The organism is Bradyrhizobium sp. SZCCHNR1053 (genome assembly GCF_032381235.1).
GTDB lineage: Bacteria > Pseudomonadota > Alphaproteobacteria > Rhizobiales > Xanthobacteraceae > Bradyrhizobium.
In genome coordinates, this window is the sequence record NZ_JAUHJM010000015.1 from 35,814 (window position 1) to 49,324 (window position 13,511).

Here is a 13,511-nt window from a genome sequence, read left to right on the forward strand (position 1 = left end):
CGCTGATCTGCCCCAATGACCGAAATGCGTTGTTAACCCACGGGCCCTAGCCTGCCGCACTCCTGGGACGGGAATGAGGCATGGTCATCGACTCCGATTGGAGCTTTCCGCAGCGCGCGCGCGAAGCCGGCCAAGCCACGTTCCCGGGACTGCTGATCTGCGCCATCGTGGTTGCAGCGGCGTGGCTGCGGTACGTCCTTCCCCTCAATGTCGATGTCAGCTGGTGGCTCCTCGTCGGCGAGCGCATGCTCGATGGACAGCGGCTCTACGTCGACATCCTCGAGACCAACCCGCCGATGGCTGGGTCGGTCTATCTGCTGGCCGTCGCGCTGGCGCGTGCGATCCATCTCAGGCCCGAGCTGGCGACGAATATCCTGATCTTCGTGCTGACCGCGGCATCCCTGACGCTGGTATGGCTGGTGCTGCGGACATCGGCCCTGCGCCGTCGCCTCGCCGACGGCAGGCTGGCGGCGTGGACGACCGCCCTGCTTCTGATCGCGCCGATGTATGATTTCGGCCAGCGGGAACATCTGGCCCTGATCACGATATTGCCGGCGATCGCGGTGTACATCCTGCGCGCCAGGCGCGAGCGGGTGGCCCCGGCGGCCATGCTCATCGCCGGGCTCAGTGCCGGCCTCACGATGAGCTTCAAGCCTTATTTCGCCTTCAGCGTCGGCTTCTGCATACTCGCCGCCGCGGCTCAGGCGCGCGACTGGCGCGTGCTGTTCGCGCTGGAGAACTGGATCGCCGCGGCCCTGGTGCTGATCAACGCGGCGTGCATCTACCTGTTCTTTCCCGAATATTTCACGGTCATCTATCCGCTGGTCCGCGACGTCTATCTGCTTCTGAAGGCGCCCGTGCCGACCATCCTCGTGACCCTGCCGATGGGCCTGTGGCTGGCTGCAGCAGTCATCATCCTCATTCTTCAGCGCGCGCAGCACGAGCGCGACGCCGCATCGTTCACCACATTGGCCGCATCACTCGGGTTCCTGGTGTCATTCGTCGCGCAGCAAAAGGGCTGGGGCTACCATGCCTATCCGATGGTGGCGCTGGCGCTGCTTGCCGCCGGCCTTGCCGTGTCGGCGATCGACGCCAGCCGCGACGCGCGACGCTGGCCGCGTGTCGCCACCGCTCTCGCCGGCGCCGTTCTCTTCGTGCAGACCTGCTTCTGGTTCAATGGTAGTGTCGACGTCCAGCAGATCGAAGCCCAGGTGGCCCGGCTCGGGCCGCGCCCGAGCATGCTGGTGCTCAGCGCGGCGGCGGTCATCGGGCACCCCATGGTGCGGACCCTTGATGGCACCTGGATCTCGCGCCAGGAGGCGTTCTGGGTCCGGGAAATCGTTCGCCGGTCGCAACAAGACGGAACCATCGATTCACAAACTGCGCAGAGGCTCGCGCCCTATGTGGAACGTGAACGCGCCGGGATCATCGCCGACTTCCGGAGGCAACCGCCCGACGTCGTCCTGATCGACAATCAGAACAGCGACTGGGGCGACTGGGCGCGTTCCGACCCCGAGATCAGGGCTCTGCTCGCGCCCTATGTGCTGGTGCAGACCGTCGATGGCGTCGAAATCCTGAAGCGCGGCTAGCACGGCACCGTCATCAGCCCGCCTTTCGAGGCGAAATGACCTGGGAAATGCGACCCGCAGGGCGCGCTGATCGCCGCAGGCGATCAAAACCGCGCGCCCGGCCTGTTGCAGGGGGCGCAAAGCCGCTAAAAGCGTGCCGCCGAAGACCACGCTGGCGAGGACCCCCGACCGCCTCGGCGCGAGGCCTCGGTCAACGAGGCAATGTTTGATGATGATCGTTCGATTCTTCGCCGCGGCTACCCTGCTGATGTCGCTGCTGCACTCCGCCATGGCCGCCGAAGCCATATTTCCGCCCGGCGTCCGCATCGGGCTCGCGCCGCTGGTGGGGCTCGCCAAGGCCAAGACGTTTTCCGGCTTCGAAACCGAGGACCAGAGCGTCAAGGTGCTGCTGACCGAACTGCCGGCGGCCGCCTATGGCGAGGTGAAGAATGCGTTTACCGCCAATCCCGCCGGGACCGGCAGCGTCAAGCCGGAGAGCATCGAGACCGCCGCCGGCACCGCCTACTACACGGTTGAGAACGGTCGGGATGGCGCCACGCCGGTGCGGCGCTACTCGATGATCCTGCCCGGCAACGGCTTCTCCGGCTACGTGGCCGTGCAGATCCCGGAGACCGCGAGCCGGATCTACACCGACGATGCCGTGCGTCAGATGTTCGCCTCCGCCGTCGTCCGCAAGGACGTTCCCGTCGACGAGCAGCTCGCGATGATGCCGTTCAAGGTGACCGAGCTCTCCGGGTTCAAGACCATCCGCACGCTCGGGCCGGGTGCCTTGATCCTGGCCGACGGCGAAGAGGACAAGGGCTTCGAAGCCGCGCCCTTCGTGGTGATCGGGCTCGTGGCCGGGGTGGCCCCGGAGGCGGGCGACCGCGCGCGTGTCGCCCAGCAGGCGGCCACCACCATTCCGGGCGTCCGCGAAGCGCGCATCACGATGTCCGAGCCGATCCGCATCGACGGCCAGCCGGCCTACGAGACCCGGCTCGAAGCCACCAGCGGCAAGGACAATACGCCGGTGACCGTGGTGCAATGGCTGCGCTTCGGCGGGCCGAATACGCTGCGGATCATCGGCAGCGCGCCGCGCGATCAGTGGTCGGTAGCCTTCCCGCGCTTCCGCGCCGTCCGCGACGGCATCCAGCCGAGAGGCTAAGCCCAACTCGGTATCCGGACGCCGCGGTCTCATCGGCGCGCGGTCCACTTGCCGCGACACGAACTACAAACTCGCGCCGACAAACAAGAAGCCACGGGCATCACGCCCGTGGCTTCTTCGTTGGACTGACAGGACGGCAGGAGAACGCCTGCCTGTGCTCGCCGTCACGCGGCGCTGTTCGACTGATCGTTGCTCGGCGCGGGCGCCGCCTTCGCACCACCCTTGGACACGCCGACCAGCGCGGGACGCAGGATGCGCTCGCCGATCATGAAGCCGGCCTGCACGACCTGCACCACGGTGCCCGACGGCACCGACGAATCCGGGACCTCGTACATCGCCTGCTGGAAGTTGGGGTCGAACTTCTGTCCCGTCGGATCGAACTTCTTGACGCCGTTCTTCTCCAGCGTGTTGAGCAGCGAGCGCTCGGTCAGCTCGACGCCTTCGATCAACGACTTGAGGCCTGCATCGGCATTGGCGCGTGTCTCGGCCGGCACGGCATCGAGCGCGCGCTGCAGATTGTCGGCGATGTCGAGCACGTCGCGCGCGAAGCCGGTGATGCCGTACATGCGTGCATCGGCGACTTCACGGGCCGTCCGCTTGCGCAGGTTCTCCATCTCCGCCAGCGTGCGCAGCATCTTGTCGCGCGCGTCGGCCGCCTCCTTGGCAAGGGCCTCGGCCGAGCCGGTCTCAGGATCGTCGGGCATGATGTAGGGCTTGGAGACGACGGGGTCGCTGGCCTGCGCCGGGTTTTCCGGATCATTCTTATGCAGGTCGGGATCGGTCATGGACAGACTCGCAAGTTCGGCTGACGGGTTTTGGGGGTATGGGGCGGGATATCGTGCTTTGGGCGTCGAAAATCAAGCGCAGCCTGACCATCGCGCCCGGAGGCGCTGTCCGCGGGTTAACCATGCCACGCGTCAGCCACCCAGCAGCCGGCTGACCAGACGCGCGGCATAATCGACCGTCGGGATCACCCGGGCATAGTTGAGCCGGGTCGGACCGATGACACCGAGCACGCCGACGATGCGACCCGTGGCGTCGGAATAGGGCGACACGATCGTCGACGAGCCCGACAGCGAGAACAGCTTGTTCTCCGAGCCGATGAAGATGCGGACACCTTCCGCGCTCTCTGCCCGTCCAAGCAGATCGACGACGCCGCGCTTGGTCTCGAGATCGTCGAACAGCCGCCGCACGCGCTCGAGATCTTCGAGCGCATGCAGGTCCTCGAGCAGGTTGGCGTGGCCGCGCACGATGAGCTGCCGCTCGTCGCTGTCCCCTCCGGACCAGCTCGCGACACCGGCGGCGATCACCTTCTGCGTCAGCAGGTCGAGCTCGGCGCGATCATGCGCCAGCGCCGTCTCGAGCTCGAGCCGTGCTTCCGCCAGCGTCCGGCCTCTGATGCGGGCATTGAGGAAATTCGACGCCTCGGTCAGCGCCGAGGACGGCACGCCCGGCGGCAGAACCAGAACCCGGTTCTCGACCTGCCCGTCCTCGCCCACCAGCACGACCAGCGCACGCTCGGGCTCGAGCCGCACGAACTCGATGTGCTTCAGCCGAGTGTTGGATTTTGCGGTCAGCACCACGGCAGCGGCACGGGTCAGACCCGACAGCCGGGTCAGCGCCTCGTCCAGAGCGGCCTCGACCGATTGCGCCCGCCCGACCGCGGCGAGCTGGCTCTGGATCGATTGCTGCTCAGCCTCGGTCATGTCGCCGACCTGCATCAGGGCGTCCACGAAGAAACGCAGGCCGGCCTCGGTCGGCAGCCGGCCGGCCGAGGTGTGCGGCGCGTAGATCAGGCCGAGCTGCTCGAGATCGGCCATGACGTTGCGCACCGAGGCCGGCGACAGCGGAACCGCGATCAGCCGCGAAATGTTGCGCGAGCCGACCGGCTCGCCGGTCGCCAGATAACTTTCGACGATCTGCCGGAAGATCTCGCGCGAGCGCTCGTTGAGCTGCGCCAGACCGGCCGGCGGTGTCATCAGGTTGATCGGATCGTGGTGGGCCACCAGATGCTCTCCTCGCAGCTGCCTATAATGTGTCCATGCGGCGGCTCGGTGGCAAGCCGGTCGTCGCGCGCTCTCGGGCGCGACGAGGCCATGATAAACCCTTGATAAGCCCTTGCCGCTGCCGGTCGCGGCTCCTACAAGGCCGGTCAAAGTCGGTCTTTCGCGCGCTTTCACGGAGAGAATCATGCGGCCGAGCCGCCGTGCACCGGATGAACTGCGGGCCGTGAGCCTGGAACGCGGCGTCGTCAAATACGCCGAGGGCTCCTGCCTGGTGAAGTTCGGCGACACCCATGTGCTGGTCACCGCCACGCTGGAAGACCGGCTGCCGCCCTGGCTCAAGGGCCAGGGGCGCGGCTGGATCACGGCCGAATACGGCATGCTGCCGCGCGCCACGCTGGAACGGACCCGGCGCGAGGCCTCCGCCGGCAAGCAGACCGGTCGCACCGTCGAGATCCAGCGTCTGATCGGCCGCTCGCTGCGCACCGCGATCGACCTGGAAGCGCTCGGCGAGCGCCAGATCACGGTCGATTGCGACGTGCTGCAGGCCGACGGCGGCACGCGCACGGCGTCGATCACCGGCGCCTGGGTGGCGCTGGCCGACTGCATCAAGTGGATGAAGTCGCGCAACATGATCAAGACCGAGGTGCTGCGCACCAACGTCGCCGCGATCTCCTGCGGCATCTACAACGGCACGCCGGTGCTGGATCTCGACTACGCCGAGGATTCCGAGGCGGAGACCGACGCCAATTTCGTCATGACCGGCGACGGCCGCATCATCGAGGTGCAGGGCACGGCGGAGAAGACGCCGTTCACCGAGGCCGAGCTCCTGGCGCTGATGGCACTGGCCCGCAAGGGCGTGGCGCGACTGGTCGACCTGCAGAAGATGGCGGTCGCGTGAGTAGCGGTCATCGCAAGCTCACCGGGCGCCTCGTCATCGCGACCCACAATCCCGGCAAGCTTGCCGAGATGCGCGAGCTGCTCGCTCCCCATGGCGTCGAGGCGGTGTCGGCCGGCGATCTCGGCCTGGACGAGCCGGACGAGACCGGCGAGACCTTCCAGGCCAACGCCCGCATCAAGGCGGTCGCCGCGGCCAAGGCCGCGCGCCTTCCTGCCTTTGCCGACGATTCCGGCATCGTGGTTCATGCGCTCGATGGGGCGCCCGGGATCTATTCGGCGCGCTGGGCCGGACCGGACAAGGATTTCACCGGCGCGATGACGCGCATCGAGCGCCTGCTGCAGGAGCGGGACGCGAGGAGTGCCGACAAGCGCACCGCGCATTTCGTCTCGGCGCTGTGCGTGGCGTGGCCGGACGGTCATGTCGAGGAGGTCGAGGCGCGGGTCGACGGCACCCTGGTCTGGCCGCCGCGCGGCACGGCCGGCTTCGGCTACGACCCGATGTTCCTGCCCGAGGGGCACGACCGGACCTTCGGCGAGATGACCAGCATCGAGAAGCATGGCCTGCCGCCGCTCGGGCTCGGCCTGTCGCACCGGGCGCGCGCCTTCGTGAAGCTCGCGGAGATCTGCCTTGACCAGCGCTGACAGCGAAGCGTTCGGCGTCTATGTGCACTGGCCGTTCTGCCTGTCGAAATGTCCGTATTGCGACTTCAACAGCCATGTCCGGCATGCCGCCATCGATCAGGACCGCTTCGCCCGCGCCTTTGCGCAGGAGATCGCGACCACGGCCGCCCGCATCGGGCCGCGCACCGTCACGTCGATTTTTCTCGGCGGCGGCACGCCGTCGCTGATGCAGCCGCAGACGGTCGGCGCCATTCTCGACGCGATCGGCAAGCACTGGCACGTCGCTGGCAATGTCGAGGTGTCGCTCGAAGCCAATCCGACCAGCGTCGAGGCGACACGCTTTGCCGGCTATCGCGCCGCCGGCGTCAACCGGGTCTCGCTCGGCGTCCAGGCGATGGACGATGCGTCGCTCAAGATGCTGGGACGCCTGCACACCGCCGAGGAGGCGATGAAGGCGGTGGCCATCGCGCGCAATGCGTTCGAGCGTTATTCGTTCGATCTGATCTACGCCCGGCCCGACCAGACGCCGGCGATGTGGACCGAGGAGCTGACGCGCGCGATCGGTGAGGCGGCTGAGCACCTGTCGCTGTATCAACTGACGATCGAGGAAGGCACGCCGTTCTTCGGCCTGCACGCCGCAGGCAAGCTGAAGACGCCGGATGAAGGCCTGGCCCGGACCTTATACGACGTCACGCAGGAGATCTGTGGCCGTCACGGACTGCCGGCCTATGAGATCTCCAATCATGCCCGCCCGGGCGCGGAGTGCCGGCACAATCTGATCTATTGGCGCGGCCACGAATATGCCGGCATCGGCCCCGGCGCCCATGGTCGTCTCGACATCGGCGGCATCAGGCATGCGACCGCGACCGACAAGCGGCCGGAGGCCTGGCTGATGCGGGTGGAGTCCAACGGTCATGGTGTGATGACCGACGACGAGCTCAACCGCGAGGAGCGCGCCGACGAATTCCTGCTGATGGGGCTGCGTTTGGCCGAAGGCATCGACCCCAGGCGGTATGCCGCGATCTCCGGCCGTGCGCTCGATCCGCGCCGCATCGCGCTGCTGCGCGAGGAGGGCGCCATCGCGGTCGATCCGGATGGACGGCTGCGCGTGACTCAGGATGGCTTTCCGGTGCTCGACGCGGTCGTCGCCGATCTCGCCGCCTGAAGGATGCTGCGACTCACGTCGCGCTGAAGCTCTTCGGCGCGCCGGCGACCGTTTGTCCGCCACCCGAACCGACGCGCATCACGGCAAGCCCGCGCTCATTGGTGCCGTCGCTGCGGAACCGGAACAGCCCATCGATGCCGGCAAAGCCCGATGCATTGGTCAGGACATCGGGCGCGAAGCGCTGGTTGCCCTGGGTGCGCGCCAACGCGGCCACGAGCGCCACCGCGTCGTAGGCGAGGGTTGCCGTGCGCACGGGATCGCCACCGAACCGCGTCCGGTAGCGACCGGCGAAGGCGCGGAAGCCGGAGGGATCCGGCGCAGCATAGAGGCCACCCTGCAGGCTGGCGCTGGCATAAACGCGCGGATTGTCCCACAGCCCCGTGCCGAGCAACTGAATGTTGCGCAGATTGGCGCCGGCAGCGGTCAGCGCATCGGCCGTCGCCGCGACCGATTCGCCGTCGTCGGCAAGCAGCAGCGCATCGGCACCGCCGAGCGCCTGCGCCACCGTGCGCGCAGGCCCGGCGCGGTCGCTGGAATATTTCTCGAACGCAACGATGCGTCCGCCGCGGCGGCTGACCGCGGTCTTGAACGCACCCTCGACGACGGTTCCATAGGCATTGTCGGGCAGCAGCGCCGCGAACGAGCGTTTGCCGACGCTGGCGGAATATTCGACGATGCGGCTGGCGTCGGACTCCGGCAGGAAGCTGAGCAGATAGACGCCGCGCCCCGCCACGCTCGAATCGGTCGAGAAGGCGATGACCGAGATGTTGCGCGCGCGCGCCACCTGGGCGGTCGCCGGTACCGAGCCCGCGAACAGCGGACCGAGAATGATCTCGGCGCCTTCGTCGCAGGCCTGTTGCGCGCCCTGCTGCGCCCCTTGCGGGCTGCCGGCGTCGTCCTTGATCAGGAGCTGGATGTTGGGGTTCTGAAACTCGGCGAGCGCCATCTCGGCCGCGTTCTTCATCGATTGCGCAGCCACGCCGGCATTGCCCGACGCCGACAGCGGCAGAATCAGCCCGACCTTGACCTGGCCGTTACCGGCAACCGCCGGCTGCTGCGGCGGTCCCGCCGGCGCCGTCGGCTGCTCGAACGGATTGAAGCCCTGCTGGACGTTGGAGCACGCCGACAGCAGCGGCGCGCCGACGATCAGGCCCAGCGCCGTTCGCCGGGCGACCCCATGGGGTCCCGGACCGAGAGAGTTGGGATGACGCGGGCCCACCATGGCATCTCTTCGTTCGGCCAAGACCGGCCAGAAGTTCCCCAAACGCACGTCCGCCAAGCCGTGCGGATTCACTCATATTGTCGACGAATAGTTAAGCAAAACAAAAGGCTGTCACCGCCACAGAGCCGATCAATTCGACGTTTTGCACGGCCTATCCCCCGCTCGTACACATCCCCATTGACGTGCAGTTTCGGACTTGAAGATTCGATGAACGGCCACGCGCCCATGCCGATCGGAACTTCAAAATTGCTGCGCGGCTGTTCCCCTGTGGCAATCCCGCGGCATGCCCTTTAAATTACCTCGATGGGCGCGAAGGCAATCCCCAAGACGTCGCTAGACGACGGCAAATCTTCCACCACGTCGACCTACCTGGTGGCGGGTCAAATCGTCGTGGCGCCCAAGGCACGGCCTGGATTGCATCTGGTGGCAACGCCGATCGGCAATCTCGGCGACATCACGCTGCGTGCACTGGAAACCCTGGCCGGCGCCGACATCATCTTCTGCGAGGACACGCGAATCACGCGGCGCCTGACGGAGCGCTACGGCCTGGGCGCGGAACTCGCAGCCTATCATGAGCACAATGCCGAAGCGGTCAGGCCGCGGATCCTGCAACGTCTGGCCAGAGGGGCAGCCATCGCGCTGGTGTCGGACGCCGGCACGCCGCTGATCTCCGATCCCGGCTACAAGCTGGTGCGCGAGGCCTGTGAGGCCGGACACGCCGTCACCGCGCTGCCGGGACCTTCCGCCGTGCTCGCGGCGCTGAGCGTGGCGGCGTTGCCGACCGACCGCTTCTTCTTCGAGGGATTCCTGCCGGCCAAGCAGCAGGCGCGGCGCACGCGGCTGTCCGAGCTCGCGCGGATCGAGGCGACGCTGGTTCTGTTCGAGGCGGGCAGCCGGGTGCAGGAGACGCTGGCCGATCTCGCCGATGCCATGGCTGGGCGTCAGGCCGCGATCTGCCGCGAGCTCACCAAGCTGCACGAAGAGGTGCTGCGCGGAGCAATCGGCGATCTCGCTGCACGGGCCGGCGATCTCGAAACGCGCGGCGAATTCGTGCTGGTGATCGGTCCACCGCCGCGCGATGCCGAGGTGCTGACCCAGGACGCGCTGGACGCCGTGCTCAGGGATCTGTTGCAGCGATCGAGCGTCAAGGACGCCGTGATGCATGCCGTCGAGCTGTCGCGCCGGCCGCGACGCGAGGTGTATGCGCGCGCGCTCGAGCTCTCGAAGGGCGCGCGGTCGGGGGAGGCCGATGGCGAAGACTGAGCGTGCCTCCCCAGACAAGCCGGCGAAGACGGCGGCACCCGAGCGCGTCGCCGCCTTCCGCACCGGATTGTCGGCGGAAGCCCGTGCCGCAGCGCTGCTGATCGCCAAGGGCTACCGCATCCTCGCCAGACGCTTCCGCACGCCCCATGGCGAGATCGACATCATAGTGCGCAAGCGCAGCCTGGTCGCCTTCGTCGAGGTCAAGGCGCGCGCCTCGCTCGACGATGCGGCCTATGCCGTGACGCCTCGCCAGCAGCAGCGCATCATCGATGCCGCCCAGGCCTGGCTGATGGCTCATCCGGACCATGCCGAATTCGAGCTGCGCTTCGATGCGATTCTGGTTGCGCCGCGCAGCCTGCCGCGCCATCTGATGGCGGCCTTCGACGCCAGCACCTGACATGAACTGACTGCAGAGAGCAGGGACCTGCCCATGAAACTGAATGTCGCCGTCCAGATGGATCCGATCGCGCGCATCAACATCCGCGGCGACTCGACCTTTGCGATGCTGCTCGAAGCACAGCGGCGCGGACATGGCCTGTGCTACTACACGCCGGACAAGCTGTCGCTGCGCGGCGAGGAGCTGTACGCGCCGGTGCAGGCGCTGACCGTGCGCGACCAGGTCGGCGACCACTTCACGCTCGGCGAGCCCAAGCCGACGGCGCTGACCTCGTTCGACGTCGTGCTGCTGCGCCAGGATCCGCCGTTCGATCTCGCCTACATCACCTCGACGCATTTCCTCGAGCGCATCCATCCGAAGACGCTGGTGGTCAATGATCCCGCGAGCGTGCGCAACGCGCCGGAAAAGCTGTTCGTGATGAATTTTCCGCAGCTGATGCCGCCGACCCTGATCTCGCGCGACCTCGACGAGATCAACGCCTTCCGCGATCAGCACGGCGCTGTCGTGATGAAGCCGCTGCATGGCCATGGCGGCGCGGCGGTGTTCCGGGTGATGCCGCAGGACATGAATTTCGGCTCGCTGTTCGACATGTTCTCGGTGACCTTCAGGGAGCCCTGGGTGATCCAGCGCTTCCTCCCCGAGGTGAAGCATGGCGACAAGCGCATCATCCTGGTCGACGGCGAGTTCGCCGGCGCCGTGAACCGCGTGCCGGCGGCGGACGATCTGCGCTCCAACATGGTGCGCGGCGGCGCCGCGCAGGCCACCGATCTCAGCGCCCGCGAGCGCGAGATCTGCGACACGCTGGGTCCGGAATTGCGCGCGCGCGGCCTGCTGCTGGTCGGCATCGACGTCATCGATGGCAACCTCACCGAGATCAACGTGACGTCGCCGACCGGCATCCGCGCGATCTCGCGGCTCGGGGGCCCCGACATCGCCGCCCGCGTATGGGACGTCATCGAGAGCAAGCGGCGCTGATCAGGCACCGTCCCACATGGCTGGGGATAAGGCCAGCCAACGCGGTCATTCCGATGCGTCAGAAGCGGAGCGGAATCGCCGACATCGACGCATTTCATGATATGACGCGGGTCTCATGCGTCTCGTCCTGACCACCTGGAACATCAATTCGGTGCGCCTGCGCATCGACCTCGTCGCCAAGCTCATCAAGCAGGTCAGGCCCGATGTGCTGTGCCTGCAGGAGACCAAGTGCATCGACGACGCCTTCCCGCTGAAGCGTTTCAAGCGGCTCGGCTATGAGCACGTCGCGCTGAACGGGCAGAAGGGCTATCACGGCGTCGCCGTGATCTCGAAATGGCCGTTCGAGGAGACCAACGTCCGCACCTTCTGCGACAAGGTGGATTCGCGCCACATCACGGTGGCGTTCGGCGAGAAGGCGCAGCTCGCGCAGCCGCTGGTGCTGCACAATTTCTACGTGCCCGCAGGCGGCGACATTCCCGACCCCGCGCTCAACCCGAAATTCGAGCACAAGCTGCAATTCCTCGACGAGATGAAGGCGTGCGAGCCGCTGCATCCGCGCGGCGACGACCGGCACATCCTGGTCGGCGATCTCAACGTCGCGCCGCATGAACACGATGTCTGGTCGCACAAACAGCTCCTGAAGGTGGTGTCGCACACGCCGGTCGAATGCGAGAAGCTGTTGGCGGCGCAGGCCCATGGCGAATGGGTCGACGTCGCCCGCGAGCGCATCCCGATGTCGGAGAAGGTCTACACCTGGTGGAGCTACCGTGCCGCCGACTGGACCGTCGGTGATCGCGGCCGAAGGCTCGACCACATCTGGGTGTCACGCGCACTGAAGGACCGGGTCAGCGACTTCAGTATCCTGCGCGACGCCCGCAGCTGGGAGCGGCCGTCGGATCATGTGCCGGTCACGGTGACGCTGGACGTGTCGTAGCGAAAGCGAAGCTGACCCGCCCGGACAAGAAGATCACGACGTCAGCTTGGTCCCGGCCGCCATGATGTCATTGGCGATTCGGCTGGCGCGGTGGGCGAACTCGTCGCGCAGCCGTCGCGCAGCCATGGCGTCGCTCTCGAGCACACGCTGAAACAGGCTGCGCGAAATCCGCACCACGGTCGAATATTCCAGGGCCGTCGCGGTCGCCGGGCGCCGCATCTCGACCAGCAGCGCCAGCTCGCCGATCAGCATGGTCGGCGTGGCGACGATCTCGGCACCGACCTCGTCGCTGATGCGCAATGACCCACGCTGGACGACATAGCCGCAATCGGCGGTGTCACCTTCGCGGAACAGGGTCTCGCCGCTCTGGATGTTACGCTGCTCGGAGCCGATGGCGATCATGCGAAGCGAGTCGCTTCCCAGCAGGCGCAATGTTGGGACGCGCTCCAATAGCGCAATATCGTCTTCGATCGACATCAAGGGCCCGGGGAAGGCGGAATGGAACCAATATCATAAATGGCGAAACCGCCATCCCCGAACCTATCACGGTACCAACTTGTAGCCACCGGCCTCCGTCACCAGAATCTCTGGATTCGCGGCATCTTTCTCGATCTTCTGCCGCAGACGGTAAATGTGCGTTTCCAGCGTGTGGGTGGTGACGCCAGAATTGTAGCCCCAGACCTCCTGGAGCAGGGTCTCGCGGGACACCGGCTGCTGGCCGGCGCGATACAGGAAGCGCAGGATCGCCGTTTCCTTCTCCGTCAGACGGACCTTGCGGGCGTTGGCGCCCGTCAGCATCTTCGAGCCCGGCCGGAAGCTGTAGGGGCCGACCGAGAACACCGCGTCCTCGCTGGCCTCGTGCTGGCGAAGCTGGGCGCGGATGCGGGCCAGCAGCACGGCGAAGCGGAAGGGCTTGGCGACATAGTCGTTGGCGCCGGATTCGAGCCCGAGAATCGTATCGGAATCGGTATCGTGCCCGGTCAGCATGATGATCGGCGCCTTGAAGCCGCCCTTGCGCAGGGACCGCACCACTTCGCGGCCATCGGTGTCGGGCAGGCCAACGTCCATCAGAACCAGGTCGGGTGAATTGGCCTTTGCGGCGGTGGCGCCTTTGGCGCCGGTATCGACGGCCTGGGCTTCGAACTCGTCATGCAGCGAGAGCTGCTCCATCAGGGCATCGCGCAGATCGGTGTCGTCATCCACGATCAGGATCTTGCGGGCATTGGCCATTGTACAATCCTCTAGGTGGCGCCGGCGGGATCGGATGGGTGGCGCCGTCAAACGGTGGGCAAACAGGC

The 13,511-nt window shown here is 66.8% G+C and carries 14 protein-coding genes; 9 read left to right on the plus strand and 5 right to left on the minus strand.

Translation table 11 applies throughout. The features are described from left to right. The first annotated feature begins 80 nt into the window (after nt 1-80). The gene (locus QX051_RS26445) at nt 81-1,589 is read left to right on the plus strand and encodes a hypothetical protein (protein ID WP_315778144.1); all 1,509 of its coding nucleotides are present in this window, start codon (nt 81-83) and stop codon (nt 1,587-1,589) included. A 208-nt stretch (nt 1,590-1,797) separates the two neighbouring features. Continuing rightward, nucleotides 1,798-2,733, plus strand: a complete 936-nt coding sequence (locus QX051_RS26450; RefSeq protein WP_315778145.1) for a hypothetical protein — start codon at nt 1,798-1,800, stop codon at nt 2,731-2,733. A gap of 164 nt (nt 2,734-2,897) precedes the next feature. On the opposite strand, the gene grpE is transcribed toward QX051_RS26450, so the two are convergent. Then, nucleotides 2,898-3,518 carry a nucleotide exchange factor GrpE gene (gene grpE, locus QX051_RS26455; protein ID WP_315740392.1) on the minus strand — a complete coding sequence of 207 codons (621 nt, stop codon included), beginning with the start codon at nt 3,516-3,518 and terminating at the stop codon, nt 2,898-2,900. Between the two features lie 132 nt (nt 3,519-3,650). Beyond that, nucleotides 3,651-4,739: a heat-inducible transcriptional repressor HrcA gene (hrcA, locus tag QX051_RS26460; protein WP_315740393.1), complete on the minus strand. Its 1,089-nt coding sequence runs from the start codon at nt 4,737-4,739 to the stop codon at nt 3,651-3,653. A 184-nt stretch (nt 4,740-4,923) separates the two neighbouring features. Between hrcA and rph the strand changes: the two genes are divergently transcribed. Genes rph through hemW form a run of 3 tightly spaced genes read left to right on the plus strand, consistent with a single transcriptional unit; the run spans nt 4,924 to nt 7,422 of the window. After that, a complete protein-coding gene (gene rph / locus QX051_RS26465) occupies nt 4,924-5,637 on the plus strand; it encodes a ribonuclease PH (protein WP_315740394.1) in 714 nt (237 codons plus the stop codon). Then, on the plus strand, nt 5,634-6,278 hold the full coding sequence (gene rdgB, locus QX051_RS26470) for an RdgB/HAM1 family non-canonical purine NTP pyrophosphatase (protein ID WP_315778146.1): 645 nt from the start codon (nt 5,634-5,636) through the stop codon (nt 6,276-6,278). The genes rph and rdgB overlap by 4 nt, the downstream gene beginning before the upstream one ends. Further along, nucleotides 6,265-7,422 carry a radical SAM family heme chaperone HemW gene (gene hemW, locus QX051_RS26475; protein ID WP_315778147.1) on the plus strand — a complete coding sequence of 386 codons (1,158 nt, stop codon included), beginning with the start codon at nt 6,265-6,267 and terminating at the stop codon, nt 7,420-7,422. The genes rdgB and hemW overlap by 14 nt, the downstream gene beginning before the upstream one ends. 13 nt (nt 7,423-7,435) lie before the next feature. Here the strand turns inward: hemW and QX051_RS26480 are convergent, their stop codons facing one another. Continuing rightward, the gene (locus QX051_RS26480; RefSeq protein WP_315740397.1) at nt 7,436-8,644 is read right to left on the minus strand and encodes a penicillin-binding protein activator; all 1,209 of its coding nucleotides are present in this window, start codon (nt 8,642-8,644) and stop codon (nt 7,436-7,438) included. Nucleotides 8,645-8,947: 303 nt separating this feature from the next. On the opposite strand from QX051_RS26480, the gene rsmI reads away from it, so the two are divergent. From rsmI to QX051_RS26500, 4 genes are all read left to right on the plus strand, one after another. Continuing rightward, entirely contained in the window at nt 8,948-9,907 is a 960-nt protein-coding gene (gene rsmI / locus QX051_RS26485) for a 16S rRNA (cytidine(1402)-2'-O)-methyltransferase (RefSeq protein ID WP_315778148.1), read from the plus strand. Beyond that, complete coding sequence (locus QX051_RS26490; RefSeq protein WP_315778149.1) at nt 9,894-10,304, plus strand: YraN family protein; 411 nt, start codon at nt 9,894-9,896, stop codon at nt 10,302-10,304. The genes rsmI and QX051_RS26490 overlap by 14 nt, the downstream gene beginning before the upstream one ends. 33 nt (nt 10,305-10,337) lie before the next feature. Further along, complete coding sequence (gshB, locus tag QX051_RS26495) at nt 10,338-11,279, plus strand: glutathione synthase (RefSeq protein ID WP_315778150.1); 942 nt, start codon at nt 10,338-10,340, stop codon at nt 11,277-11,279. A 115-nt stretch (nt 11,280-11,394) separates the two neighbouring features. After that, complete coding sequence (locus QX051_RS26500) at nt 11,395-12,213, plus strand: exodeoxyribonuclease III (protein WP_315778151.1); 819 nt, start codon at nt 11,395-11,397, stop codon at nt 12,211-12,213. 33 nt (nt 12,214-12,246) lie between these two features. Here the strand turns inward: QX051_RS26500 and QX051_RS26505 are convergent, their stop codons facing one another. Together QX051_RS26505 and QX051_RS26510 are read right to left on the minus strand one after the other, a co-directional pair. Further along, nucleotides 12,247-12,690, minus strand: coding sequence for a cyclic nucleotide-binding domain-containing protein (locus tag QX051_RS26505; RefSeq protein WP_315740402.1), 444 nt, complete (start codon nt 12,688-12,690; stop codon nt 12,247-12,249). A gap of 66 nt (nt 12,691-12,756) precedes the next feature. Beyond that, nucleotides 12,757-13,443: a response regulator transcription factor gene (locus tag QX051_RS26510; protein WP_315716813.1), complete on the minus strand. Its 687-nt coding sequence runs from the start codon at nt 13,441-13,443 to the stop codon at nt 12,757-12,759. Nucleotides 13,444-13,511: the final 68 nt, after the last annotated feature.